20 protein-coding genes and 1 pseudogene are annotated in these 24,879 nt (G+C 68.0%); 16 read left to right on the top strand and 5 right to left on the bottom strand.

The genetic code is table 11. The features are described from left to right. Positions 1-169: 169 nt before the first annotated feature. Positions 170-2,917, bottom strand: coding sequence for a [protein-PII] uridylyltransferase (locus tag LCM15_RS08905; protein WP_224855512.1), 2,748 nt, complete (start codon positions 2,915-2,917; stop codon positions 170-172). 19 nt (positions 2,918-2,936) lie between these two features. After that, entirely contained in the window at positions 2,937-4,127 is a 1,191-nt protein-coding gene (locus LCM15_RS08900) for a penicillin-binding protein activator (RefSeq protein ID WP_224855510.1), read from the bottom strand. An 88-nt stretch (positions 4,128-4,215) separates the two neighbouring features. Between LCM15_RS08900 and rsmI the strand changes: the two genes are divergently transcribed. The 4 genes from rsmI (at position 4,216) to LCM15_RS08880 (ending at position 7,439) form a co-directional block, all read left to right on the top strand. Further along, positions 4,216-5,091: a 16S rRNA (cytidine(1402)-2'-O)-methyltransferase gene (gene rsmI / locus LCM15_RS08895; protein WP_224855508.1), complete on the top strand. Its 876-nt coding sequence runs from the start codon at positions 4,216-4,218 to the stop codon at positions 5,089-5,091. A 19-nt stretch (positions 5,092-5,110) separates the two neighbouring features. Next, entirely contained in the window at positions 5,111-5,545 is a 435-nt protein-coding gene (locus LCM15_RS08890) for a YraN family protein (RefSeq protein ID WP_224855506.1), read from the top strand. Between the two features lie 62 nt (positions 5,546-5,607). Then, positions 5,608-6,543 carry a glutathione synthase gene (gene gshB / locus LCM15_RS08885; RefSeq protein ID WP_224855504.1) on the top strand — a complete coding sequence of 312 codons (936 nt, stop codon included), beginning with the start codon at positions 5,608-5,610 and terminating at the stop codon, positions 6,541-6,543. Then, positions 6,540-7,439: an alpha/beta hydrolase gene (locus tag LCM15_RS08880; RefSeq protein ID WP_224855502.1), complete on the top strand. Its 900-nt coding sequence runs from the start codon at positions 6,540-6,542 to the stop codon at positions 7,437-7,439. Before gshB ends, LCM15_RS08880 begins: the two co-directional genes overlap by 4 nt. Here LCM15_RS08880 and LCM15_RS08875 read toward each other — a convergent pair. Then, a pseudogene (locus LCM15_RS08875) lies at positions 7,409-8,913 on the bottom strand (YifB family Mg chelatase-like AAA ATPase). The gene LCM15_RS08880 and the pseudogene LCM15_RS08875 sit on opposite strands and share 31 nt — an antisense overlap. 543 nt (positions 8,914-9,456) lie before the next feature. Between LCM15_RS08875 and LCM15_RS08870 the strand changes: the two are divergent. The 6 genes from LCM15_RS08870 (at position 9,457) to LCM15_RS08845 (ending at position 16,624) form a co-directional block, all read left to right on the top strand. Continuing rightward, positions 9,457-10,335, top strand: a complete 879-nt coding sequence (locus LCM15_RS08870; protein ID WP_224855500.1) for an RNA polymerase factor sigma-32 — start codon at positions 9,457-9,459, stop codon at positions 10,333-10,335. After that, positions 10,332-11,180: a ChaN family lipoprotein gene (locus LCM15_RS08865; protein ID WP_224855498.1), complete on the top strand. Its 849-nt coding sequence runs from the start codon at positions 10,332-10,334 to the stop codon at positions 11,178-11,180. Before LCM15_RS08870 ends, LCM15_RS08865 begins: the two co-directional genes overlap by 4 nt. A gap of 55 nt (positions 11,181-11,235) precedes the next feature. Then, positions 11,236-12,432, top strand: a complete 1,197-nt coding sequence (gene coaBC / locus LCM15_RS08860; RefSeq protein WP_224855496.1) for a bifunctional phosphopantothenoylcysteine decarboxylase/phosphopantothenate--cysteine ligase CoaBC — start codon at positions 11,236-11,238, stop codon at positions 12,430-12,432. A 93-nt stretch (positions 12,433-12,525) separates the two neighbouring features. Next, complete coding sequence (gene dut / locus LCM15_RS08855) at positions 12,526-12,963, top strand: dUTP diphosphatase (RefSeq protein WP_263619600.1); 438 nt, start codon at positions 12,526-12,528, stop codon at positions 12,961-12,963. Continuing rightward, positions 12,963-14,009 carry a HesA/MoeB/ThiF family protein gene (locus tag LCM15_RS08850; RefSeq protein ID WP_224855492.1) on the top strand — a complete coding sequence of 349 codons (1,047 nt, stop codon included), beginning with the start codon at positions 12,963-12,965 and terminating at the stop codon, positions 14,007-14,009. The genes dut and LCM15_RS08850 overlap by 1 nt, the downstream gene beginning before the upstream one ends. Positions 14,010-14,602: 593 nt before the next feature. Continuing rightward, on the top strand, positions 14,603-16,624 hold the full coding sequence (locus LCM15_RS08845; RefSeq protein ID WP_224855490.1) for a M3 family metallopeptidase: 2,022 nt from the start codon (positions 14,603-14,605) through the stop codon (positions 16,622-16,624). A gap of 2 nt (positions 16,625-16,626) precedes the next feature. On the opposite strand, the gene LCM15_RS08840 is transcribed toward LCM15_RS08845, so the two are convergent. Beyond that, positions 16,627-17,616, bottom strand: a complete 990-nt coding sequence (locus LCM15_RS08840; RefSeq protein ID WP_224855488.1) for a TraB/GumN family protein — start codon at positions 17,614-17,616, stop codon at positions 16,627-16,629. Between the two features lie 88 nt (positions 17,617-17,704). Between LCM15_RS08840 and LCM15_RS08835 the strand changes: the two genes are divergently transcribed. Continuing rightward, positions 17,705-18,364 carry a DUF2161 domain-containing phosphodiesterase gene (locus LCM15_RS08835; protein ID WP_224855486.1) on the top strand — a complete coding sequence of 220 codons (660 nt, stop codon included), beginning with the start codon at positions 17,705-17,707 and terminating at the stop codon, positions 18,362-18,364. 1 nt (position 18,365) lies between these two features. Here LCM15_RS08835 and LCM15_RS08830 read toward each other — a convergent pair whose 3' ends face one another. After that, positions 18,366-19,337, bottom strand: a complete 972-nt coding sequence (locus LCM15_RS08830) for a DMT family transporter (protein WP_224855484.1) — start codon at positions 19,335-19,337, stop codon at positions 18,366-18,368. A 336-nt stretch (positions 19,338-19,673) separates the two neighbouring features. Here LCM15_RS08830 and LCM15_RS08825 point away from each other — a divergent pair, with 336 nt between their 5' ends. The 5 genes from LCM15_RS08825 to LCM15_RS08805 all read left to right on the top strand — a co-directional run bounded on the left by LCM15_RS08825 (position 19,674) and on the right by LCM15_RS08805 (position 24,701). Beyond that, entirely contained in the window at positions 19,674-19,967 is a 294-nt protein-coding gene (locus tag LCM15_RS08825) for a co-chaperone GroES (protein ID WP_224855482.1), read from the top strand. Between the two features lie 69 nt (positions 19,968-20,036). Beyond that, positions 20,037-21,680 carry a chaperonin GroEL gene (gene groL, locus LCM15_RS08820; RefSeq protein WP_224855480.1) on the top strand — a complete coding sequence of 548 codons (1,644 nt, stop codon included), beginning with the start codon at positions 20,037-20,039 and terminating at the stop codon, positions 21,678-21,680. 391 nt (positions 21,681-22,071) lie between these two features. Beyond that, positions 22,072-22,830, top strand: coding sequence for an SDR family NAD(P)-dependent oxidoreductase (locus tag LCM15_RS08815; protein WP_224855478.1), 759 nt, complete (start codon positions 22,072-22,074; stop codon positions 22,828-22,830). Positions 22,831-22,851: 21 nt separating this feature from the next. Continuing rightward, positions 22,852-23,499: a ribonuclease HII gene (locus tag LCM15_RS08810; RefSeq protein ID WP_224855476.1), complete on the top strand. Its 648-nt coding sequence runs from the start codon at positions 22,852-22,854 to the stop codon at positions 23,497-23,499. An 89-nt stretch (positions 23,500-23,588) separates the two neighbouring features. Continuing rightward, positions 23,589-24,701, top strand: coding sequence for a site-specific DNA-methyltransferase (locus tag LCM15_RS08805; RefSeq protein ID WP_224855474.1), 1,113 nt, complete (start codon positions 23,589-23,591; stop codon positions 24,699-24,701). The last annotated feature ends 178 nt before the right edge of the window (positions 24,702-24,879 follow it).

Here is a 24,879-nt window from a genome sequence, read left to right as displayed (position 1 = left end):
CGGCGGGAAGCTCCGCAATCCCCATCGTTCCTTCGACGCTGCTGCCTTGCGCAAAGCGGTATCCATCGCGCACACTAAGAGTGCTCCAAATCCGTGGGACCCGCGCCGATCACAAGCCGGGCAGGGCGGGCGGCCGAGGACGGGCCGCACGTCCTTCCTCGGCGCCCGGTCAGTTCCCGGCGATGCGTGCGGCGCCGTCCTCGATGGCCGTACGCAGGCGGCGCTCGAGGGTCTTCTGCTTCGAGGGCGTGTAGAACTTCAGGCCGAACATGTCCTTCACGTAGAAGGTATCCACGACCTGCTCGCCATAGGTCGCGATCACCGCCGAGGAAATGTAGACGTTGGCCTCCGACAGCGTCCGTGCCAGATCGTAGAGCAGGCCCGGACGGTCGCGGGTGTCGACCTCGATGATGGTGTAGATCTCCGAGCCCTCGTTGTCGAAGGCGATGGATGTCGGCACGTTGAAGGCCTTCTCGCGCTTCTTGAGCTTGCCCCGCGACAGGATGGCCTCGCGCGGCCTGACCTCGCCCATCAGGGTCTTGCGGATGGTGTCGCGCAGGCGCGGGATGCGGCTCGCCTCGTAGGGAGAACCCTCTGAATCCTGAATCCAGAACGCCGCCGTGGCGTAGCCGTCCTTCGAGGTGAAGGTGCGCGCATCGACGACGTTGGCGCCGACCAGAGACAGCGCCCCGGCGAGACGGGCGAAAATGCCCGGGTGATCGGCCAGCGCAAAGCAGACCCGCGTCGCATCGCGATCCTCGTCGGGATGGATGTCGATGCGGATCTCGGTGTCGCCGATATCGCGCAGCAGCTCGGCAAAAACCTTGTGGGCGGTGACATGCAGCCCCTGCCAGTAGGGATCGTAATGACGCGCCGTCTCGGCCCGCAGGTCCTTGGCATCCCAGTCGGCCAGCGCTTCGCGCAGGGCCTTCTTGGCCTCGGCGCCGCGGTTCTCGCGGTTGAGCGCCTCCATGCCGTCCTCGAGCGCGCGGCGGGTCTGGCGGTAGAGCGCCCGCAGGAGCGCTGCCTTCCAGTTGTTCCAGACCCCCGGACCGACGCCGCGGATGTCACAGACCGTGAGCACGGTCAGCAGGTCGAGCCGCTCCTTGGTCTGCACCGCCTTGGCGAAATCGCGCACCGTGCGCGGGTCGGCGATGTCGCGCTTCTGCGCCATGTCCGACATCAGCAGGTGATAGCGCACCAGCCACTCGACGGTGGCGCATTCCGCTTTGGTCAGCCCCAGACGCGGCGCCACCTTGCGGGCGATGCGCGCGCCGACAACCGAGTGATCCTCGTCGCGCCCCTTGCCGATGTCGTGCAGCAGCAGCGCCACGTAGAGCACCTTGCGGTTGACGCCATCTTTCAGGATCGTCGAGGCGACGGGCAGCTCCTCGACCAGATCGCCATGCTCGATCTCGCTGAGATTGGCGATGCACTGGATGGTGTGCTCGTCGACCGTGTAGGCGTGATACATGTTGAACTGCATCATCGCCACGATGGGCTCGAACTCGGGGATGAAGGCGCCAATGACGCCAAGCTCGTTCATCCGCCGCAACGAGCGCTCGGGATTGCCGTGCTTCAGAAGCAGGTCGAGGAACAGCCGCCGCGCTTCCTTGTCCGAGCGCAGCTCGTCGTCGATCAGGTGCAGGTTGGCCTTGATCAGGCGCATCCCGTGGGGGTGCAGCAGCAGCCCCGTGCGCAGCCCTTCCTCGAAGTAGCGCAGCAGGTTCAGCTTGTCGGCGAGGAAGGCGGTATCATCCGCGATGGCGAGGCGGTTGTTGACCACCTCGTAGCCGTCCTTGACCTGCGGGCCGCGCTTGAACAGGCGCAGCAGCAGCGGCGCATCCTTTTGCTGTTCGGACTCGAGCGCGGTGAGGAAGATCCGCGTCAGGTCGCCCACCGCGGTGGCGTGGCGGAAGTAGTCCTGCATGAACAGCTCGACGCCGCGCCGTCCGGCGCGGTCGACATATCCCATGCGCTCCGCCACCTCGACCTGCATGTCGAAGGTCAGCTGCTCGACCGCGCGCCCCGCTGCGAGATGCAGGTGGCAGCGCACCGCCCAGAGGAACTCCTCGGCGCGCATGAAGAGGTTGTATTCCTCGCGGCGGAAGACGCCGATGCGCACCAGTTCCTCGGCGTCGTCGGTGTGGTGGATGTACTTCGTGATCCAGTACAGCGACTGCAGGTCGCGCAGCCCGCCCTTGCCCTCCTTGACGTTGGGCTCGACCACGTAGCGCAGGCCGTGCTTACGATGGCGGTTGCCGCGCTCCTCGAGCTTGGCCGCCACGAAGGCGCGCTCCGACCCCTTGAACAGGTCCTCCCAGAGCCGGGTCTCGAGTTCGCGCGCCAGCGGCTCATGGCCGGTGACGAACCGGGTTTCGAGCATCGCGGTGCGGATGGTGAAGTCCTCTCCGCCAAGGCGCAGGCAGTCCTTCACCGTGCGCGAGGCGTGGCCCACCTTCAGCTTCAGGTCCCAGAGGATGTAGAGCATCGACTCGATGACGCTCTCGGCCCACGGGGTGATCTTCCAAGGTGTCAGGAACAGCAGGTCGACGTCCGAATCCGGCGCCATCTCGCCACGGCCGTAGCCGCCGACCGCCATCACCGTCAGGCGTTCGCCCTCGGTCGGGGTGTTGAGCGGGTGCAGCCGCACGGTGGCCAGCTCGAAGACCAGTCGCACGATGCAATCGGTCAGCCAGGCATAGGCTTCGGTGGTGGGGAAGGCGGCGCGGGGCTTGGCGGCGAAGGCCTCGGCGATGACGGCGCGGCCATGATCGCGGGCCTCGGACAGAAGCTGCACCGCGATGGCGCGCACCTGTGCTTCGGTGTCGGCCTCCGCGACGCGGCTGAAGAGCGCGTCGCGAAGGGCCGGAAGGTCGAGGATGTCCGATGCCGGCGCGATCAGGTCGTCCGGCATCGGGGCTTGCGTGAGGTCTTCAGAAACCTGCGCCGGAGAAGCTGGAGGGGGCAGGGTCAAGGATCACCATCTGGTTGTTGCGCACGGTCGCGACGGCCAGACCACGTTCGTTGGTGCCATCGCGTTTCAGCCGGAATACACCGCCCGTGCCTTGGAAACCAGCGGATTGCGTCAGGGCGCGCCCGGTGAGGGCATCCCCGCGACCTTGCTTCACCAGCGCGCCGACGGCGGCAATCCCGTCGAAGGCCAGACCGGCAAGCGGGTGCGGGTTCGCGCCATAGGCGGCGCTGTAGCGCGAGGTGAAGCTGCGCTGCATCGACTGGTTGGGGATGGCGAACCATGCGCCCTCGGCGCCCGGATAGGCGAAGATCTCGGGCTTCACGTCCCAGCGGGTCAGGCCGATATACTGGAACTCGGCCGGGTCGAGGCCGTTCTCGGGCATCACCTGCAGCAGCAGCGGCATGGCGGCGTTGGTGGCGTCGGTGGTGATGAACACCGAGTCCGCGCCCGAGTTGCGGGCGACGTCGCCCATCGACTGCGCGGTGCCGGTCACGCCCTCGACGCTGAGGGGGTAGGGCTGCACGGTGGCGACGCGCACGCCGTTATTCGAGGCGGCCTGCTGGATGGCGTTGCGGCCGAACTGGCCGGGCACGTCCTCGGAATGCAGGATCGCGATGCTCTTGAGACCATTGCCGCGGCCGTACTGCATCAGGCGGTCGGCGGTGTTCTCGAAGGTCGGCCCAAGCACGAAGAGGTTGCCGCCGGCGATCGAGGGGTTGTTCGAGAAGGCGAGCACGTTGACGCCCTCGTCGGCGACCACCTTGCTGGCCTCGACGGCGACCTCGCCGCGCAGCGGCCCGAGGATGATCTTGGCGCCTTCGTCGACCGCGCGCTGCGCCTGCACCGCGGCGGTGGCGCCTGAGCCGGCGGTGTCATAGACCGCGAGGTCGATGGTCACCCCGTCGAGATCGGCGATGGCGAGGCGGGCGGCGTTCTCAAGATCGCGGGCGATGCTGCCGGCGCCGGGATCGCTTTGCGGGACCAGCAGGGCCACGCGCACGCTCTCGTTGGGGTTGATTCGCGGGCCGCCGCTGTTCGATGCACCGAGATCGGTCATCGTGGAGACGTCGCAGGCGGTGAGTAGGCCTGCGCCTGCCACAACGGCAGCGGTGCAGAGCGCCTTGCGGGCGCGGGACAAAACGGCGAACATGGTGGTGAACTCCCTCGTTCAGATGCGCGGGTTGAAGCCCGCGTGGATTTACGGGGGATCATAGTCCAGCAAGGGGATGGGTCCAGAGATGAATCCGGAAAGGCGCGGATTGGCGCCGGGGCTCTACATGGTGGCGGTCCCGATCGGCAACGCGCGCGACATCACGCTGCGCGCGCTCGACATCCTGCGCGATGCCGACGTGCTGGCGGCCGAGGACACCCGCAGCCTGCGCCGCCTGCTCGAAATTCATGGCGTGCCGCTGGGCGATCGCACGGTGCTCGCCTATCACGATCACAACGGCGGCAAGGTGCGCCCGAGACTGCTCGGGGCGCTGGCCGAGGGCCGTTCGGTCGCCTATGCCTCCGAGGCCGGCACGCCGATGATCTCGGATCCGGGCTTCGATCTGGTGCGCGCCGCCCGCGAGGACGGGTGGCCGGTGACCACCGCACCGGGCGCCTCGGCGGTGATCGCGGCGCTGACCATCGCCGGTCTTCCGACCGACCGTTTCCTGTTCGGAGGGTTCCTCCCGAATGCCTCCGGTGCGCGGCGCAAGGCGCTCGATGAGCTTCGCGCGGTGCCGGCAACGCTGGCCTTCTACGAGTCGCCCAAACGGCTGGGCGCGATGCTGGCGGACGCCGCCGCGGCGCTTGGCCCGGACCGCCCCGCGGCGGTCTGCCGCGAACTCACCAAGCGCTTCGAGGAGTGCCGCGAGGGCAGCCTCGCCGAGCTTGCCGAGGCCTACGCGGATGCGCCCCCCAAGGGCGAGATCGTGGTGCTTATCGGCAAAGGCGATTCAGAGGAAATTAGCGAATCTGACCTAGACCAGTCCCTGTCCGAGGCGCTGCTGACGATGTCGGTGCGCGATGCCGCCGATGCGGTCTCGGGCATGTACGGCGTGAAACGGCGCCCGGTCTACCAGCGTGCCATGGCGCTGGCCAAGGAGCGGGCCGAAGACGGGGGCTGATCCCCGGAAAGGGGGCTCAATGTCGATGATGGGCCAACAGCTCAGGTTCGATTTCTCGACCCCGGTGCCGGTGCGGGACGATGGTCGCCGCACGCGCGCCGAACGCGGGGCCACTGGTCATCGCGCAGGCCTCTCCGCCGAGGCGCAGGTGGCGCAGGATTATGAGCGCCGCGGCTTCCGCGTGGCCGGGCAGCGCTGGCGTGGCCGCTGCGGCGAAATCGATCTCATCCTGCACGATGGCGACGGGCTGATCTTCGTCGAGGTCAAGAAAAGCCGAAGCTTCGATGGCGCGATGCAGCGCCTGTCGTCCCGCCAGATCGCGCGCCTGCTGCGCGCCGGCGAGGAATTCGCCGGCACCCAGCCGCGCGGCTCGCTCACCGAGATGCGCTTCGACGTGGCACTGATGAACGCGCAGGGCATGATCCGCGTGGTCGAGAACGCCCTTGGCCCCTGAGGGGGCATTGCCAGTCCCGGGTCTCTGGGCCATGTATGGCCAAAGCCAGAGCGGGAGACCCCATGAAAATCGCCTTTCAGATGGACCCGATCGGTCCGATCGACATCAACGCAGACAGCACGTTTCGTCTGGCCGAGGAAGCTCAGGCGCGCGGGCACGAACTGTATTACTACCTGCCCGATCACCTCTCCTTCCAGGAAGGCCGGATCATGGCGCGGGCGCGCACGCTCAAGGTGAAGCGGGTGCAGGGCGACCATGCCGAGCTTGGTCCGCTCGAGCTGATCGACCTCTCCGAGGTCGACGTGGTCTGGCTCCGGCAGGATCCGCCCTTCGACATGCACTACATCACCACCACGCACCTGCTCGAGCGGTTGGGGCCCGATACGCTGGTGGTCAACGATCCGTTCTGGGTGCGCAACTCGCCGGAGAAGCTGCTGGTGCTGAACTTTCCCGAGCTGACGCCGCCCACCACCGTGGCCCGCGATCTCGAGACCATCCGCGCGTTCAAGGAAAAGCACGGCGACATCATCCTCAAGCCGCTCTACGGCAATGGCGGGGCCGGCGTGTTCCGCCTCGACGAAAACGACCGCAACCTCAGCTCGCTCTACGAGCTTTTTACCGGGTTCTCGCGCGAGCCGCTGATCGTGCAGAAATACCTGCCGGCGGTGACCAAGGGCGACAAGCGGGTGATCCTCGTCGACGGCGAGCCGGTAGGCGCGATCAACCGGGTGCCGGCAGCCAACGAGGTGCGCTCGAATATGCATGTGGGCGGCCGCCCCGAGAAGGTCGAGCTGACCGAGCGTGACCGCGAAATCTGCGCGACGATCGGCCCGGTCCTGCGTGAGAAGGGGCAGGTGTTCGTCGGCATCGACGTGATCGGCGACTGGCTGACCGAGATCAACGTCACCTCGCCCACGGGCATCCAGGAGCTTGAGCGCTTCGACGGCGTCAACGTCGCCGGCAAGATCTGGCAGGCGATCGAAGCCAAGCGCGGATGAGCCGGCGCCTCGTCGCGCTTAACCTCTTTCTGCGCCTCGCGGTCAAGCCGCGGCTGGCGCGGACGGCAGGTCCGGGCGCGGCGGAGCGCGAGTTTCGATATCTGGGCGCGCAGGTGCTGCGGCAGCCGCCGTATCTGCGTCACCTTGCCCGTCCCGGCGGGCTGCACTGGATCAGCGCCGGCCCCTGCCTGCCGGGCAAGCTGATCCTCTACTTCCACGGCGGCGGCTACATCTCGGGCAGCCCTGCCACCCATCAGGGCCTGATCGCGCGGCTCTCGAGCTTGGCGCGGGTCGAGATCTGCGCGCCCGATTATCCCCTTGCGCAGGACGCCCCGGTTCCCGCCGCCTTCGAGGCCGCGCTTGGGGCGTGGCAGCGCTGCCTCGCGCTGGGCTACCGGCCCGATCGCATCGTGCTGGCGGGCGACTCCGCCGGCGGCGGGCTGGCGCTGGCGCTGCTGGCGCGGCTTTGCGCCGACGGCACGCCGCCTGCGGGCGTCATTGCCTTCTCGCCCTGGACCGATCTCGCCAGGACCGGCGCGAGCCTGCGCGACAATGCTGCCGCCGATCCCTTCCTGCCGGCCGCCCGCATCGAGGAGCTCTGCGACATCGTGCTGGCCGGCACCGATCCAAAGGACCCGCGCATCTCGCCGCTCTACGGCGCCTTTCCCGGCTGCCCGCCGGTGCTGATCTGCCACTCCGCGACCGAGATCCTCGCCGATGACGCCCGCAGCATGGCGGCCCGCCTGCGCGAACAGGGCGCCGCGGTCACCCTGCACGAAGTGCCCGACGCGCCCCATGCCTGGCCGGTCTTCGACGGCTGGATTCCCGAGGCGCGCGCCACGCTGCGGCTTGCGGCCCGCTTCGCTCAGTCCTGCCTCGCGGCGACCAGCCGGTAGCTCAGCGCCTCGGCCACGTGCGGGCGGCGCAGCGCGTCGTCGCCGGCGAGATCGGCGATGGTGCGCGCGACGCGCAGGATGCGGTGATAGCCGCGCGCCGAGAGGCCGAAGCGGTCCGAGGCGCGCAGCAGCAGCGCGCGGCTCTCTTCGTCCGGCGCCGCGATCTCCTCGAGCAGTTGCCCCTCGGCATCGGCGTTGGTGCGCAGGCCGGTGTGGCCGGCGAACCGCTCGGCCTGTCGCGCGCGCGCCGCTTCGACCCGGGCGGCCACGGTGGCCGAGCTGTCGCCCGAGGCAGGCAGGTCGAGATCGGTGAAGGCCACGGGCGGCACCTCGATGCGCAGATCGAAGCGGTCCATCAGCGGCCCGGAGATGCGGCCGAGATAGTCCTCGCCGCAGGCCGGCGCCCGCGAACAGGCGCGGGCCGGGTCGGTGAGATGGCCGCAGCGGCAGGGGTTGGCAGCGGCGACCAGCAGGAAGCGGCTGGGGTAGCTGACATGGGCATTGGCGCGCGAGACCATGACCTCGCCGCTCTCGATCGGCTGGCGCAGGGTTTCGAGCACCGTGCGCGGGAACTCGGGAAACTCGTCCATGAACAGCACGCCGTTATGGGCGAGGCTGACCTCGCCGGGGCTGGCCCGCCGCCCGCCGCCGATGATCGCCGCCATCGAGGCGGTGTGATGCGGCGCCCGGTAGGGCCGCGCGCGTGAGATGCCGCCCTCGTCGAGCAGCCCGGCCAGCGAATGGATCATCGAGGTTTCGAGCGCCTCGGGGGCGGTGAGCGGCGGCAGGATACCGGCCATGCGCGCCGCCAGCATCGATTTGCCCGAGCCGGGCGTGCCCACGAGGATCAGGTGGTGCCGCCCGGCGGCGGCGATCTCGAGCGCGCGCTTGGCACGCTCCTGTCCCTTGACGTCGCGCAGGTCGCGATGGCTGGTCGGGGCGGGGCGCTGGCCGGGGCGATGGGGGCGGCGCCGCTGTAATGGCGCACCACCTCGGTCAGGCTGCGGGCGGCGAGCACCCGGCAGGCCCCGACCCAGGCGGCCTCGGGGCCGGAGGCGAGCGGGCAGAGCAGGGAGCGCTCTTCCTCGGCGGCGGTCATCGCGGCTGGCAGAGCGCCGGGCACCGCAACCAGCATGCCGTCGAGCGCCAGCTCCCCGAGCGCCATGGTCCGCGCGACCTCGTCCTGGGGCAGGATCTCCAGCGCGGCGAGCAGGGCGAGCGCGATGGGAAGATCGAAATGCGAGCCTTCCTTCGGCATGTCGGCGGGCGACAGGTTCACGGTGATCCGCTTGGAGGGCAGGGCGATGGCCATGGCGGTGAGCGCGGCGCGCACCCGCTCGCGCGCTTCGGAGACGGCCTTGTCCGGCAGGCCGACGATGGCAAAGGCCGGCACGCCCGGGCTGACCGCGCATTGCACCTCGACCGGGCGGGCCTCGACGCCCTCGAAAGCCACCGTGTAGGCAAGGGCGGTCACGCTCGGTCCTTCCTCCTGTCTCCGGCGAGGGTGCAGCGCTATTGGTTAGAAAGTGGTTAATCTCGGTTCCCGAGAGCGACGCTTTTGGCAGTCTTATGCCGATCACAGCCCGAGGCGGGTCCGCTCGCGGATCGTAAATGGCACGCCAAGGCGCGTCCTCGCGGGAACGTGATGAGACGCGTCCCGCTGACTGATCAACTCAGCGCAAACCAGGCCACCCGGGCCCGCCTGTGCCTTGCTCCCTTTTTAGGGGTGTGACGGGTCACTAATCTGGAATCTATTTATTTCAAGGGGTTGGCGGGGCTGGACAGCGCTTCGCGCCGGATTAGATACTGCGATGCGGGCCGGCTCTGCCTTTCCCCCTCTGGCGCGCAGACACGCTTTGAAAACCGGCGCATGGCTCCCCATGGCGTGCGCGGGTTCCCGCGTCGGGCGAAAAAATCTGCCCGCTGCGGCAACCATTTGCCGAGTTGTGACGTTGCACAGAAACAAGCGTGTGCGAGACGACGGGGCAGCCCGTCCAATAACCGATGGGGACCCCGTATGGCAGTCGAGTCTTTCAACGATCAGACCCTCTCCCGCAAGGCGATGAAGGCAGAACTTCTGGACGCGGAGACGGAACTCAGGCTTGCCTACGCCTGGCGCGACCATCGCGACGAAGCGGCGCTGCACCGGCTGATCAATGCCTACATGCGGCTGGCGATCTCGATGGCGGCGAAGTTCAAACGTTATGGCGCTCCGATGGGTGACCTGATCCAGGAAGCCGGGCTTGGCCTGATGAAGGCCGCCGACAAGTTCGACCCCGACCGTGGCGTGCGCTTCTCGACCTACGCCGTGTGGTGGATCAAGGCCAGCATCCAGGATTACGTGATGCGCAACTGGTCGATGGTTCGGACGGGCTCCACCTCCTCGCAAAAGTCGCTGTTCTTCAACATGCGCAGGGTGCAGGCCCGGCTCGAGCGCGAGGCGGCCGCCGAAGGTCGCTCGCTGGAGCGTCACACGCTGCACGCGGCCATCGCCAAGGAAGTCGGCGTGCCGCTGCACGATGTCGAGATGATGGACGGGCGCCTGTCGGGCTCGGACTTCTCGCTCAACGCCACGCAGTCCACCGACGAAGATGGCCGCGAATGGATCGACACGCTCGAGGATGACGGCGAGCAGAGCGCCTCGCTGGTCGAGGGCAAGCTCGACAACAACCAGCTGCGCGAGTGGCTGGTGGTCGCGCTGACCGGTCTCAATGACCGCGAACGTTTCATCGTGCGCGAGCGCAAGCTGCGCGACGAGAGCCGCACGCTCGAAAGCCTCGGGCAGGAGCTTGGCCTGTCGAAAGAGCGGGTCCGTCAGCTCGAGGCCGCCGCCTTCGTGAAGATGCGGAAGTCGCTTGAAGCCCAGTCGCGTGAGGTGGCACAGTTCCTCGCATGATGCGACCCCTCCAGCTTTGTGCCCAGCTTCTTGGCCTGACCCTGCTTGCGACCGCAGCAGCGGCGCAGGAGGAGGCCGACCCGCAGGCGGGCGCGCCGACTTTGGAAGACGCGCATGTGGTGTTTCTGGGCGAGGTGCATGACAACCCCGCCCACCATGTGCGGCAGTCAGAGCTCGTGGCCGAGATTAGGCCCGTGGCCGTGGTCTTCGAGATGCTGACCAACGAGCAGGCCGCAACCATCCATCCCGAAGATCTGGCGGACGAGGCGACATTGGCCGAGCTGCTCGAGTGGGAAGAGTCCGGCTGGCCGGACTTCTCGATGTATTACCCGATCTTCAAGGCGGCCGGCGAAGCCGCCATCTTCGGCGCCGCGATGCCCCGCGAAGAGGCGCGCCGCGTTCAGGACGAGCCGCGCGACCGCGTCTTCGGCCCGAGCGCGGGCTTCTACGGCCTCGATCAGGACCTTGCGCCGGAGGAACAGGCTGAGCGCGAGGCGCAGCAGATGGCCGCCCATTGCGACGCGCTTCCCCTCGATATGCTGCCGGTGATGGTCGACATCCAGCGCCTGCGCGATGCCCGTCTGGCCGAGACCGCGCTCGAGGCGTTGTCGATGCATGGCGCCCCGGTGGTGGTGATCACCGGCAACGGTCATGCCCGCACCGACTGGGGCGCGCCCGCGATGATCGCGATGGCGGCGCCCGAAGTGCCCGTAGTCGCGCTCGGGCAGGGCGAGGCCGGACGCGACGCGCTGGACGGCAGCTTCGACCTCACGGAAGAGACCGAGGCGGTCGAGCGCGACGATCCCTGCGCGGCCTTCGATGGCGGCGAGCCTCCGGCCAATTGAGTTTTCCCGGCCCGCGCCTTAACAGGAGAGGTGACGGGCAAGGGAGTGGCGCGGAATGCTGTCAGGCAAGCGAATTCTTCTCATCATCAGCGGCGGCATCGCGGCTTACAAGGCGCTCGAGCTGATCCGGCGCCTGCGCGAGCGCGGCGCCGCGGTCACCCCGGTGCTGACGTCGTCCGCGCGCGAATTCGTCACGCCGCTCTCGGTGAGCGCGCTGGCCGGCGAGAAGGTCTATACCGATCTCTTCGATCTCACCGACGAGGCAGAGATGGGCCATATCCAGCTCTCGCGCGTGGCGGATCTGGTGCTGGTCGCACCTGCCACGGCGGACCTGATGGCCAAGATGGCGCAGGGATCTGCAAGCGATCTGGCCTCCACGCTGCTCTTGGCCACCGACACGCCGGTGATGATTGCCCCCGCGATGAACGTGCGGATGTGGGAGCACCCGGCCACGCAGCGCAATCTCGACACCCTGAAGCGCGACGGCATCACCGTGATCGGCCCCGACGAAGGCGACATGGCCTGCGGCGAATACGGGCGGGGGCGCCTTGTCGAGGTGCCGCAGATCGTGGCGGCGGTCGAGCGGGCGCTGGCCGACGGGCCGCTGAAGGGCCGGCGGGTGCTGGTCACCTCCGGCCCCACCCACGAGCCGATCGATCCGGTGCGCTACATCGCCAACCGCTCCTCGGGCGCGCAGGGCACGGCCATCGCCGAGGCGCTGCGCGATCTCGGGGCCGAGGTGGTGTTCGTCACCGGCCCGGCCGAGAAGGCCCGGCCTACGGGCGTCGAGGTGATCGAGGTCGAAAGCGCGCTCGAGATGCGCGCCGCGGTGCTGGGCGCGCTGCCGGTCGCGGTGGGCGTGTTCGCCGCCGCGGTGGCGGACTGGCGCGTGGCGCAGGCCTCCGGCTCGAAGATCAAGAAACAGGCGGGCCGGCTGCCGGTGCTTGAGTTTGCGGAAAACCCCGACATTCTCGCCGAGGTCTCGGCCTTGGGCGACGAGCGCCCCGGCCTCGTGGTGGGCTTTGCCGCCGAGACCGACGACGTGGTTGCCAATGCCACCGCAAAGCGGTGGCGCAAGGGCTGCGACTGGATCCTCGCCAACGACGTGAGCCCGGCCACGGGCATCATGGGCGGCAGCGAGAACGCTGTGGTGCTGATCTCGGAGGCGGGCGCCGAGCCGTGGCCGCGCATGGACAAGCGCGCGGTGGCAGAGCGGCTGGCGGCGCGGATCGCCGAGGCTCTGGGCGCCTGACCCTGTCCCCGTGGGGACGGAGCCGATCCTGAACACGTCCCCGCGGGGACAGAACGATCAAGAGGACATGCGGACGTGGTGACAATTGCAGTGATGTGGGACGAGGGCGCGGATCAGGCGCTGGGGCTGCCGGCCTATGCGACCACGGGCGCGGCGGGTGCGGACCTGCGCGCCAACCTGCCCGACCGGGGCGAGGTGGTGCTGGCGCCGGGGGCGCGGGCGCAGGTCCCGACCGGGCTCCGGCTGGCGATCCCCGAGGGCTGGGAGGTGCAGATCCGCCCGCGCTCGGGGCTGGCGCTGAAGCACGGCATCACCCTGCCCAACAGCCCCGGCACCATCGACAGCGACTATCGCGGCCCGCTCGGTGTGATCGTGATGAACGCCGGCGACGCGCCCTTCACCATCGCCCATGGCGACCGCATTGCGCAGATGGTGGCCGCACCGGTGGTGCAGGCGGGCTTCGATCTGGTCGACGCGTTGCCCGAGACCGCGCGCGGCGTTGGCGGCTTCGGCTCGACGGGCGTCTCCTGATGCTTCTGGTCCTCGTCATCGCGGCGGCAATCTGGGGGCTGGGGCGGCTGATGGGGGCTTCGCGCCAGGCGCGGCTCTATATGCTGGGGCTGCTCTACGTGGCGCTGCTCGCGCTGCATCTGGTGTTGCCCGACGGCCACCCGCTGCGCATGGCCACCGGCGAGAGCCCGGCATTCTGGGCCATTCTCGGCGGCTTCGCGGCGCTGGCGCTGGCCTACGCGCTGGTGCTGCGCCGGGTGAAGGCGCGGGCGGTGACGCGCGAAGCCGACCGGGCGCCCGCCACGCCCGAGCGGCGCGGGCGGTTCAGCGAGGCGGAGCTCGAGCGCTACGCGCGCCACATCGTGCTGCGCGAGCTGGGCGGGCCGGGGCAGAAGGCGCTGCGCGAGGCAAAGGTGCTGGTGATCGGCGCCGGGGGGCTGGGCGCGCCGGCGCTGCAATACCTCGCTGCGGCCGGGGTCGGCACCATCGGCGTGGTCGATGACGACGTGGTCGAGAACGCCAACCTGCAGCGGCAGGTGATCCACAGCGACGACCGCATCGGGATGCCCAAGGTGTTCTCGGCGCAGGCGGCGATGCAGGCGCAGAACCCTTACGTCGAGGTGCGGCCCTATCACCGTCGGCTCGACGCCGAGAGCGCCGGGCTGCTGTTCGCCGAGTATGACGTGATCCTCGACGGCACCGACAATTTCGAGACCCGCTACCTCAGCAACCGCACGGCGGTCTCCGCGGGCAAGCCGCTGGTTTCGGGCGCGCTGAGCCAGTGGGAGGGCCAGCTTTCAGTCTTCGATCCCGCCAGGGGCACGCCTTGCTACCAGTGTCTGTTCCCGGAGGCCCCCGCGCCGGGGTTGGCACCCTCCTGCGCTGAGGCCGGTGTGCTCGGCCCGCTGCCGGGCGTGGTGGGCGCGATGATGGCGGTGGAGACGGTGAAGCTGATCGCCGGGGCCGGCCAGCCGCTGCTGGGCGAGATGCTGATCTACGACGCGCTCTGGGGCGAAACCCGCAAGATCGCGCTGAAGCGACGCGAAGGCTGCCCGGTCTGCGGCTGAGCCGCGGGCGGCGTGCTTGTGGTTGGTCGCTGGTTTGGTGAGGCCGGGCCGTTCGATCCGGCGCTGCGCGCGTGTTCGCGTCGGATGCCTCCGGCGGGAGTATTTTTGACGAAGAGAAGATCGGGGCGTTCGGCGGGGCGGTGGGGGTGCGCCTTTGTCCGCCTTGGTTGGGGCGTTGCGCGTTTTCGGGGAGAGCCGCGTGGGTGGCACGGAGGCTGCCTCCGGCGGGAGTGTTTTTGACGGAGAGAAGATCGGGGCGTTCGGTGGGGGTGTTCCCTTGCCCGCCTTGGTTGGGGCGTTGCGCGTTTTCGGGGAAGGTCGCGTGGGTGGTAGGGGGGTGCCTCCGGCGGGAGTATTTTTGACGAAGAGAAGACGGGGGCGTTCGGCCGGGTGGTGGGCGTTGCTCTCCTCGTCCTTTTTTGGGTGTTGCGTCTTTGGGGAGGCACCGTGCGGGCGACAGGGTCGGTCGCCTTCGGCGGGCGTATGTTTGACGAAGAGAAGGTGGGGGCGTTCGGCGGGGCGGGGATTGTTGGGCGCGGGCATTGTCGTCGCGGCGGGGCGGGCTTAGCTTTGGGGCAAAAGGAGTTCCGCACATGACCAACCCGCTGCTTGCCGACTGGGACACGCCGTTCGAGATCGCGCCCTTCGACCGCATTTCGGACGAGGACTTCGCCCCCGCCTTCGAGCAGGCGCTGGCGGCGCATCTGGCCGAGATCGAGGCCATCGCGGACAACCCCGAGCCGGCGTCCTTTGATAACACCATCCTCGCAATGGAGGGCGCCGGCGAGGCGCTCGACAAGGTGCTGTCGGTGTTCTTCTCGGTCGCCGGGGCCGACAGCAACGACGCGCGGCAGGCGCTGCAGCGGGACTTCTCGCCGAAGCTCGCGGCGCACAGCTCGGCGATCTATGCCAACGCGCGGCTCTTCGGGCGCGTGGCTGATCTCTGGGCACGGCGCGAGGAGCTCGGCCTGTCGGACGAGGAGGCGCGGGTGCTCTACCTCACGCATCGCGGCTTCGTCCGTGCCGGCGCGGCGCTCGAAGGCGCAGAGGCGGAGCGCATGAAGGCGGTGAAGTCGCGGCTGGCGGTGCTGGGAACCGAGTTCACTCAGAACCTGCTCAAGGACGAGGCCACGTGGTTCATGCCGCTCTCAGAAGACGACCTCGAGGGGCTGCCGGGCTTCGTGGTCGATGCGGCGCGCTCCGCCGGCGAGGCGCTGGGGCAGGACGGGCCGGTGGTGACGCTGTCGCGCTCGCTCATCACGCCGTTCCTGCAATTCTGCCCGCGTCGGGATCTGCGGCAGACCGCGTTCGAGGCCTGGGCGGCGCGCGGGGCCAATGGCGGCGAGACCGACAACCGCGGCATCGCCGCCGAGGTGCTCGCGCTGCGCGAGGAACGCGCCAAGCTGCTGGGCTATGCCGATTTCGCTTCCTTCAAGCTCGAGACCGAGATGGCGGGCACGCCCGACCGGGTGCGGGAGCTGCTGATGCAGGTCTGGGAGCCGGCCCGGGCGCAGGCGCTGCGCGATGCCGCCGAGATGGAGGAGATGCTGCGCGAGGACGGCCTCAATGACGCGCTGCAGCCCTGGGACTGGCACTACTACGCCGAGAAGCGCCGCCGCGCGCTGCACGATCTCGACGAGGCCGAGCTCAAGCCCTACCTGCAGCTCGAGCGCATGATCGAGGCGGCGTTCACCTGCGCCAACCGGCTTTTCGGGCTGGAGTTCAAGCCGCTCGACGTGGCGCTCTACCACCCCGATTGCCGGGCCTGGGAGGTGACGCGCAACGGGCAGCATCTCGCGGTGTTCATCGGCGACTATTTCGCGCGGGCGTCGAAACGCTCGGGGGCGTGGTGCTCGGCGATGCGCAGCCAGGCGAAGCGGCCCAGGGTCGAGACGCCGATCGTGGTCAACGTGTGCAACTTCGCCAAGCCGTCCCAGGGCAAACCGGCGCTGCTGTCCTATGATGACGCGCGCACGCTGTTCCACGAGTTCGGCCACGCGCTGCACCAGATCCTGTCGGACGTCCAGTTCGGCTCGGTCTCGGGGACTTCGGTGGCGCGCGATTTCGTCGAACTGCCGAGCCAGCTTTACGAGCACTGGCTCGAGGTGCCGCGTGTGCTCGAGGAGTTCGCCACCCACGCCGAGACCGGTGCGCCGATGCCAGAGGCGCTGCTCGACAAGGTGTTGGCGGCGGCGAGTTTCGACATGGGCTTCCAGACGGTGGAATACGTGGCCTCGGCGCTGGTCGATCTGGAGTTCCACTCCGGCGCGGCGCCGGGCGATCCGATGGCGCGGCAGGCCGAGATCCTGCGCGGCATCGGGATGCCGCAGGCCATCACCATGCGCCACGCGACGCCGCATTTCGCCCACGTCTTCGCGGGCGACGGCTATTCCAGCGGCTATTACAGCTACATGTGGTCCGAGGTGATGGACGCCGACGCCTTCGCCGCTTTCGAAGAAGCCGGCGACGCCTTCGATCCCGCCACGGCGGAGAAGCTCGAGCGCTTCATCCTGTCGAAGGGCGGCTCGCAGGAGGCGGAAGACCTCTACACCGCGTTCCGTGGCCGGATGCCCGGCGTCGAGGCGCTGCTCAGGGGGCGCGGGCTGGCCGCCTGATCTCAGAAGGGTTCGCGCGTCAGCGTGAACCCTTCGTCTTCGAGCAGCTGCGCCACGCCCTCGGCCCCCGGCAGGTGGGCGGCGCCGAAGGCGGCGATCACCGGTCCTTCGGTGGTGGCCGCGGTCTCGAGGATCACCGGCAGCCAGTCGCGGTTGCGCTGCGCCAGCAGCGCTTCGTTGGTCTCGTCGAGCATGGCCTGTGCCTCGTCGGGCGTGACCATGTCGCTGCGCTCCGTGAGGATGCCGGACAGCGCCCACATCTCGCCCGGCCGCTCGTCGAAATAGGCGGCGACGGTGGTGGCCATGCCGTCGGCGCCCTGATCCGCGGTGGCGAGCGAGAGAGACATCATCTCGACCTGCTCCTCGAGCGGTGCGTCGTTGAAGATGCCGAAGGCGGTGTCGAACGGCTCGAGCGGCAGGGTCGGCACGCCGGCGGCCTCGGCCAGCGCCTCGAGCCGCACGTCGAGCCCGTTCTGCTCCTTCATCGCGGCCTGTGCACAGGCGGGGATGGCCAGCATCATCGACAGGTACCAGGGCCGGAACTTGGCCGCCATGACCGCTGGGATGCCACGCGCGCCGGCGGCCTCGGAGAGCGCCTGCCAGTCGTCTTCGGGCATGATCTCGGGCAGGGTGGTCTCGGTCAGAAGCAGCAGTTCGGGCCGGTCGGCCATGGCCTGCATCAGCTTGGCCTGCTTGGCCTGCGGCATCTCGAGCAACAGCGCGCCGGCCTCGGCGATGACCGGGCGCAGCCGGTCGACCGGCGCGTCGAGGCGTGGGTCGCTCAGATGCATGGTGCCGATCAGGTGGATGACCTCACCGTCCTTCTCGGCGCGCCAGTGGTTGCCGGTGGCGTAGGGCATGTCGGCAAGCTCGGCGTCGAGGCGGGAGCGCTCGGTTGCGCTCAGGGTGTCGCGCAGGTCGGCGCCCTCGCAGGCGGCATGGGCGGCGGGCGCGACGGTGAGGCCGAGCAGAGCGGCAAGGATCAGGCGCATGGGATCTCCGGGCTGACGTGGCAACAGGCTCGGCGCAGGCTAGGGCAGGGGATGGACAGCGGCAAGCGGCGGGGCCAGTGTCTGCGCCATGCAGCGGGAAAGTGAACTCTACGCGCCGGTAAAGGCGCTTCTGACGGGGCAGGGCTACGAGGTGAAGGGCGAGGTCGGCGCCGCCGATCTCGTGGCGCTGCGTGGCGCGGAGCCGCCTGTCATCGTCGAGCTGAAGCTGAAGATCTCGCTGGCGCTGTATCATCAGGCGGTGGCGCGGCTGACGGTGAGCGACGCGGTCTATATCGCGGTGCCCAAGCCCGCGGGGCGGAGCGCGCGGCGGGCGCTGAAGGACAATCTCGCGCTGTGCCGCAGGCTGGGGCTTGGCTTCATCGTGGTCAGGGAGGGCCGGGCCGAGGTGCTGTGCGATCCGGGGCCTTACGCGCCGCGCAAGAACAAGCGCAAGCAGGCGCGGCTGTTGCGGGAGTTCCAGCGCATCGAGGGCGACCCGAATGCCGGCGGTGCGACCCGGCACGGCATCGTCACAGGCTACCGGCAGGACGCGCTGCGCTGTGCCGCGCATCTGGCCGAGCATGGCGCCAGCCGGGGCCGCGACGTGGTCTCGGCGACCGGCGTGAAGGAGGCGACACGGATCATGCGCGACAACCATTACGGCTGGTTCGACAAGGTCGAAACCGGGGTCTATTCGATCAACGAAGCGGGCCGCGCCGGCCTCACCCACTGGGCCTATAGCTGGTAGCTCAGATGTCTTCGGCGCGGGCCGCGGCCTCGGCGGCGAGCGCCTGTCGAGCCTTGCGCTCGCGCTTGGCGACGACGCGCTCGCGGTTCAGCGTGTAGAGCCCGGAGGCCACGATCACGGCGCAGCCGACCAGCGTCCAGAGGTCCGGCAGGTCGGCGAACAGCAGGAAGCCGTAAAGCGTGCTCCATAGGATCATCGAGTACTGCATCGGCGCCACCACCACCGCCTGCGCCACGTCGAGCGCGCGGATGATGAAGATCTCGCCGGTGGCGGCGCAAAGCGCCATCGCTGCGCCGACGAGCCAGATCCAGCCTTGGGCGGGCATCTCCCAGACGAAGGGAATGGGCAGGGTCAGCAGCAAGGTCGAAGTGATCGAGGTGTAGGCCACCGTGGTGGCGATGGTGTCGTCGCCGCTGAGCATGCGCGACAGGATCTGGCGGGCGGCGAAGGCGGTCGCGGCGGCGATGGTGATGAAGATCGCCGGGTGGAACACGCCCATTCCGGGGCGGATCACGATCAACATGCCGAGGAAGCCCACCGCCACGGCGGCCCAGCGGCGCCAGCCGACCGGCTCTTTCAGGAGCACGCCGCCGATCACGGTGACGATGAAGGGCGCGATGAAGGTCACGGCGGTCGCATCGGCAAGCGGCACGTGCTGCACCGCGAGGATGAAGAACGCGGCAGAGCAGGTCGCCAGCACCCCGCGCGATATCTGGATGACCGGGTGCCGGGTGCGCATGACGTGCAGGCCGCGCAGCGCCACCATCAGCATGACGCCCGCGAACAGCCCGAGCTGGCGCATCCAGACCACCTGCAGCGGCGGCAGCTCGGTGGTCAGCAGCTTGGCCATGGCGTCGGTCGCGCCGAAGCACACGAAGCCCAGCGTGATCAGCACGATGCCCTTCATGTTGTCGGGGGCTGGGCGGGCGGCGGCGTGCGGCACCTGAACGGAGGCGGCGGGATGGATCGGCATGGCAGGCTCTCGGGCTGGCGGACGCGCAGGCGTTTCATTTGGTATACCATTTCACGGAACGTCCGAGGATGCCAAGGGGATTGTCTCGCGCATCACCATTGGCGCGTCAGCTCCCAACGCTGTCGGCGAATTTCGGCGCAGCGCCTTTTGTGCGGAGAAATCGGTCTTACGTGAGGGTCGGGCGGCGTTCGGAGCGAGACGATTTTTCCGGGCGGCCCCGTTGACACGACTCGCGACGGTGCCTAGCTATGCGTCGTTAGCACTCAGAAGAGGTGAGTGCTAACGGCTCCGCAAGGGGCCGTACAGGGACAAACTTTGAGCCAGGAGTACTCGAAGATGGCATTCAAACCGCTTCATGACCGCGTGCTGGTCCGCCGCGTTGAGAGCGACGAGAAGACCAAGGGTGGTCTGATCATCCCCGAAAGCGCCAAGGAGAAGCCCGCCGAGGGCGTCGTGGTCGCATGTGGCGAAGGCGCGCGCAAGGATAGCGGCGAGCTGATCGACATGGCCGTCAAGGAAGGCGACCGCGTCCTGTTCGGCAAGTGGTCGGGCACCGAGGTCTCGATCGATGGCGAAGAGCTGCTGATCATGAAGGAATCGGACATTCTCGGCATCACTGCTGCTGCCTGAGATCCGCTTCCAAGCACTGACCGGCGGGTGCGCCCGCCAATTCCCAACAGAATTCAGGAGAACTGACAGATGTCTGCAAAGGACGTGAAGTTCGATACCGACGCCCGTACGCGTATGCTCCGTGGTGTGAACATCCTCGCCGACGCGGTGAAGGTGACCCTCGGCCCGAAAGGCCGCAACGTTGTGCTCGACAAATCCTTCGGCGCTCCGCGCATCACCAAGGACGGTGTGTCCGTGGCGAAGGAAATCGAACTGGAAGACAAGTTCGAGAACATGGGCGCCCAGATGGTGAAGGAAGTCGCTTCCCGCACCAACGACGAAGCAGGCGACGGCACCACCACCGCCACCGTGCTGGCCCAGGCCATCGTCAAGGAAGGCATGAAGTCGGTCGCAGCGGGCATGAACCCGATGGACCTCAAGCGCGGCATCGACCTGGCAACCGCCAAGGTCGTCGAAGCGATCAAGGCTGCTGCCCGCCCGGTCAACGACTCGGGTGAAGTCGCTCAGGTCGGCACCATCTCCGCGAACGGCGAGGCCGAGATCGGCCGTCAGATCGCCGACGCGATGCAGAAGGTCGGCAACGAGGGTGTCATCACCGTCGAAGAGAACAAGGGCCTCGAGACCGAGACCGACGTCGTCGAAGGCATGCAGTTCGACCGCGGCTACCTGTCGCCGTACTTCGTGACCAACGCCGACAAGATGATTGCAGAGCTCGACGACTGCATGATCCTGCTGCACGAGAAGAAACTCTCGTCGCTGCAGCCGCTCGTGCCGCTGCTTGAGCAGGTGATCCAGTCGCAGAAGCCGCTGCTGATCATCGCGGAAGACGTCGAAGGCGAAGCGCTGGCGACCCTCGTGGTCAACAAGCTGCGCGGCGGCCTCAAGATTGCAGCCGTCAAGGCACCGGGCTTCGGCGACCGCCGCAAGGCCATGCTGCAGGACATCGCGATCCTGACCGGCGGCCAGGTGATCTCGGAAGATCTCGGCATGAAGCTCGAGTCCGTGACCATGGACATGCTGGGCACCGCCAAGACCGTGACCATCTCCAAGGACGAGACCACCATCGTCGACGGCCACGGCGAGAAGGCAGAGATCGAGGCGCGCGTTTCGCAGATCCGCACCCAGATCGAAGAGACCACCTCGGACTACGACCGTGAGAAGCTGCAAGAGCGCGTTGCCAAACTGGCAGGCGGTGTTGCCGTGATCCGCGTCGGCGGTATGACCGAAGTGGAAGTGAAAGAGCGCAAGGACCGCGTCGATGACGCCCTGAACGCGACCCGCGCGGCCGTTCAGGAAGGCATCGTGGTCGGCGGCGGCGTCGCCCTGGTGCAGGGTGCCAAGTCCCTCGATGGGCTGGAAGGCGCCAACAGCGACCAAAACGCCGGCATCACCATCGTGCGCAAGGCTCTGGAAGCTCCGCTGCGTCAGATCGCCCAGAACGCGGGCGTCGACGGCTCGGTCGTGGCTGGCAAGATCCGCGAAAGCGAAGATCTCAAGTTCGGCTACAACGCTCAGACCGACGAATATGGCGACATGTTCAAGTTCGGCGTGATCGACCCGGCAAAGGTCGTCCGCACCGCTCTGGAAGATGCGGCATCGATCGCAGGCCTGCTCATCACCACCGAGGCGATGGTTGCAGACAAGCCGCAGAAAGACGCCCCCGCAGCAATGCCCGACATGGGCGGCATGGGCGGAATGGGCGGCATGATGTAATCCGGTCGGCCTCCCTTCGGGGAGGCCACCGCGACCATCACGGTTGCCACGTGCTTCGTTGCACGCAAAGGGCCCCTTTCGGGGCCCTTTGTCATGTTCAGGGGGAGGTTTCTCTTGCGGGAGGGGCCTTTCGGTCTGGCGGAATGCGCCGGATCTCCGCCACGACAGCCTTGCGCCTTGGTCGATGCGGGGCGGCAAGACAGTGCTTGCCACGCAGTAGGGGGGGCACCCACTGCCGGTGGCGCCAAGGACGGTGCTCCCGCTCGCGGCCCCTCCGAACCGCATCCGATCCGCAGGCAGAAGAGCGGGCGCTGCAGGTCGAAGACGCCGCCGGAACGAAGGTTGGCGGCTGCCGTTGTCTTTCCAAAGGATTGATAGGAGAGACAACCTGATGACCCGTTTCGAAAACAAGACCGTCATCGTCACCGGCGCCAGCTCCGGCATCGGCGCGGCCACCGCCCGCCGTTTCGGCCGCGAGGGCGCCAACGTGGTGCTGATCTCGCGCACCCAGTCGAAGCTCGACGAGGTGGCGGCAGACATCCCCTCGGCCAAGGTGGTGCCTGCGGACCTGTCGACCAAGGAGGGCGTCGAGACCGCCGCCAAGGCCGCCCGCGATGCCTTTGGCCGGGTCGACGTGCTGGTCAACAACGCCGGCACTGCCGTCATGGGCAGCATTGAAGAGGTGGACGAGGACGGCTTTGCCGAGGTCATGGAGACCGACGTCACCGGCGTCTGGCGGCTGACCAAGGCGCTGTGGGGCGATCTCAAGGCCAGCAAGGGCAACGTCGTGATGACCTCGTCGGTCTCGGGGACTGGCGGCGACTGGGGGATGCACGCCTACAACGCCGCCAAGGGCGCGGTGACCAACCTGACCCGCGCGCTGGCGCTCGACGCGCGCGACAGCGGGGTACGGGTGAACGCGGTCAACCCGAGCTTCACCAAGACCGAGCTCACCGCCGGTATGCTCGACAACGACGAGCTGGTGGCGAAGTTCGTCGAGCGGATTCCGCTGGGCCGCCCGGCCGAGCCCGAGGACATCGCCGACGTGATCGCCTTCCTCGCCTCGGACGACGCGCGCTTCGTCAACGGGGTGAACCTGCCGGTGGATGGCGGGCTTTCGGCCTCGAACGGCCAGCCGCCGCAGGCCTGAGCCCTTGATCCCGTGCCGCCCATGGTCTTCATGGGCGGCATGGATGGACCTGACGACTCGTTCGAGACGCCCCTCTGGGGAGAAAACCTGCGTGTGGCCGGGGTCGACGAGGTCGGCCGCGGCCCGCTCGCCGGCCCCGTGGTCGCCGCCGCTGTCGTGCTCGACCCGCTCTGCATCCCGCCGGGTCTCAACGATTCAAAGAAACTGTCGATCAAGCGTCGGGCGCAGCTCTCGGCCTGGCTGCATGAATGCGCCGAGGTCAGCATCGGGGTCGCCACCGTCGAGGAGATCGACGAGCTCAACATCCTGCAGGCCTCGCTTCTCGCGATGCACCGGGCGGTGACCGATCTCGGCCAGCCGGTGCAGCACGCGCTGATCGACGGTCGCTTCGTTCCCCCGCAGCTGCCCTGCCACGCCACGCCGATCATCAAGGGCGACGGGCGCTCGGTCAGCATCGCCGCCGCGTCGATCGTGGCGAAATGCCATCGAGATCGCCTTATGCGGGAGCTTGCGCTGCAACATCCGGGCTATGGATGGGAGACGAACGCCGGCTACGGGTCGAAAAAGCACAAGGACGCCCTCCAAAATCTGGGAGTGACCCCTCACCATAGGCGATCCTTCAAGCCGATACACAATATCTTGTGGCAAGCGAATTTCACAAGTGACTGATTCAAAAAAGAAATTGACCGCGAATCACCTTTGACTCAAAATCAGGGCCAACCAACGAGTGCAAAAGCACCATAGGGCTTGAGGCAGAGATGAACGCGATGACCAAACCGAAGAGCGCGGAAGCGCTCCCTATCAACACGATTCTGGCCGGGGACTGCATCGAAATGATGAACAGTCTGCCCGCGGAGTCGGTGGATCTGATCTTTGCCGATCCGCCCTATAACCTGCAATTGCGGGGTGATCTGCACCGGCCCGACAATAGCCGCGTCGATGCCGTCGACGATCACTGGGACCAGTTCGCGTCCTTCGAGGTCTACGATAAGTTCACCCGCGCGTGGCTGGCCGCCGCCAAGCGGCTGCTCAAGCCCAACGGCGCGATCTGGGTCATCGGCTCCTACCACAACATCTTCCGCGTCGGCGCCGCCCTGCAGGATGCGGGCTACTGGATCCTCAACGACGTCATCTGGCGCAAGTCGAACCCGATGCCGAACTTCCGCGGCAAGCGCTTCACCAATGCCCACGAGACGATGATCTGGGCGTCGAAGGGCGAGGGCGCGAAGTACACCTTCAACTACGAGGCGCTGAAGGCGCTGAACGAAGGCATCCAGATGCGCTCGGACTGGGTGCTGCCGATCTGCAACGGCGGTGAGCGCCTGAAGGATGCCAACGGCGACAAGGCGCACCCGACGCAGAAGCCGGCAAGCCTGCTGCACCGCGTGCTGGTGGGCTCGACCAATCCCGGCGACGTCGTGCTCGACCCGTTCTTCGGCACCGGCACCACCGGCGCGGTGGCCAAGATGCTCGGCCGCGACTGGATCGGCATCGAGCGCGAGGAGGCCTATCGCGAGGTGGCCAAGCGCCGCATCGCCGATGTGCGCGCCTATGACCGCTCCTCGCTCGAGGTGACCCGCGCCAAGCGCGCCGAGCCGCGCGTGCCCTTCGGCCAACTGGTCGAACGCGGCCTGCTGCGCCCCGGTGAGATGCTGGTCTCGGCCAACGGCAAGGTCGCCAAGGTGCGGGCCGATGGCACGCTGGTGGGCGATGACGTGAAGGGTTCGATCCATCAGGTCGGCGCGCATCTCGAGGGCGCGCCCTCGTGCAACGGCTGGACCTACTGGCACTTCCGCAAGGACGGGCAGGTCGTCCCGATCGACGTGCTGCGCCAGCAGATCCGCGCCGAGATGGCGACCCGCCCGAACTGAGGCGTTCCGCACCATCACTGCACCAATGGGCCCCGGCTGCGCATGCAGCCGGGGCTTTCTTTTGCGCCCGACGCCGTGCTGGCGGGACGCCTGCGTTGGATATCGACGCACGGCGCGCGCTTTAGAACCGACATCTGGGGCATCCCGGAGCGTGCGCTGCGCGGCGTCCCCCGACCTG

The organism is Salipiger bermudensis (genome assembly GCF_020171625.1).
Classification (GTDB): Bacteria; Pseudomonadota; Alphaproteobacteria; order Rhodobacterales; family Rhodobacteraceae; genus Salipiger; species Salipiger bermudensis_B.
This window is presented reverse-complemented; position numbering and strand designations above follow the sequence as displayed.

Excerpts from the sequence above, each read along its gene's own strand:
- LCM15_RS08905 (WP_224855512.1), bottom strand. The coding sequence starts at position 2,917 with ATGCCGGACGACCTGATCGCGCCGGCATCGGACATCCTCGACCTTCCG.
- LCM15_RS08900 (WP_224855510.1), bottom strand. The coding sequence starts at position 4,127 with ATGTTCGCCGTTTTGTCCCGCGCCCGCAAGGCGCTCTGCACCGCTGCC.
- rsmI (WP_224855508.1), top strand. The coding sequence starts at position 4,216 with ATGAATCCGGAAAGGCGCGGATTGGCGCCGGGGCTCTACATGGTGGCG.
- LCM15_RS08890 (WP_224855506.1), top strand. The coding sequence starts at position 5,111 with ATGTCGATGATGGGCCAACAGCTCAGGTTCGATTTCTCGACCCCGGTG.
- gshB (WP_224855504.1), top strand. The coding sequence starts at position 5,608 with ATGAAAATCGCCTTTCAGATGGACCCGATCGGTCCGATCGACATCAAC.
- LCM15_RS08880 (WP_224855502.1), top strand. The coding sequence starts at position 6,540 with ATGAGCCGGCGCCTCGTCGCGCTTAACCTCTTTCTGCGCCTCGCGGTC.
- LCM15_RS08870 (WP_224855500.1), top strand. The coding sequence starts at position 9,457 with ATGGCAGTCGAGTCTTTCAACGATCAGACCCTCTCCCGCAAGGCGATG.
- LCM15_RS08865 (WP_224855498.1), top strand. The coding sequence starts at position 10,332 with ATGATGCGACCCCTCCAGCTTTGTGCCCAGCTTCTTGGCCTGACCCTG.
- coaBC (WP_224855496.1), top strand. The coding sequence starts at position 11,236 with ATGCTGTCAGGCAAGCGAATTCTTCTCATCATCAGCGGCGGCATCGCG.
- dut (WP_263619600.1), top strand. The coding sequence starts at position 12,526 with ATGTGGGACGAGGGCGCGGATCAGGCGCTGGGGCTGCCGGCCTATGCG.
- LCM15_RS08850 (WP_224855492.1), top strand. The coding sequence starts at position 12,963 with ATGCTTCTGGTCCTCGTCATCGCGGCGGCAATCTGGGGGCTGGGGCGG.
- LCM15_RS08845 (WP_224855490.1), top strand. The coding sequence starts at position 14,603 with ATGACCAACCCGCTGCTTGCCGACTGGGACACGCCGTTCGAGATCGCG.
- LCM15_RS08840 (WP_224855488.1), bottom strand. The coding sequence starts at position 17,616 with ATGCGCCTGATCCTTGCCGCTCTGCTCGGCCTCACCGTCGCGCCCGCC.
- LCM15_RS08835 (WP_224855486.1), top strand. The coding sequence starts at position 17,705 with ATGCAGCGGGAAAGTGAACTCTACGCGCCGGTAAAGGCGCTTCTGACG.
- LCM15_RS08830 (WP_224855484.1), bottom strand. The coding sequence starts at position 19,337 with ATGCCGATCCATCCCGCCGCCTCCGTTCAGGTGCCGCACGCCGCCGCC.
- LCM15_RS08825 (WP_224855482.1), top strand. The coding sequence starts at position 19,674 with ATGGCATTCAAACCGCTTCATGACCGCGTGCTGGTCCGCCGCGTTGAG.
- groL (WP_224855480.1), top strand. The coding sequence starts at position 20,037 with ATGTCTGCAAAGGACGTGAAGTTCGATACCGACGCCCGTACGCGTATG.
- LCM15_RS08815 (WP_224855478.1), top strand. The coding sequence starts at position 22,072 with ATGACCCGTTTCGAAAACAAGACCGTCATCGTCACCGGCGCCAGCTCC.
- LCM15_RS08810 (WP_224855476.1), top strand. The coding sequence starts at position 22,852 with ATGGTCTTCATGGGCGGCATGGATGGACCTGACGACTCGTTCGAGACG.
- LCM15_RS08805 (WP_224855474.1), top strand. The coding sequence starts at position 23,589 with ATGAACGCGATGACCAAACCGAAGAGCGCGGAAGCGCTCCCTATCAAC.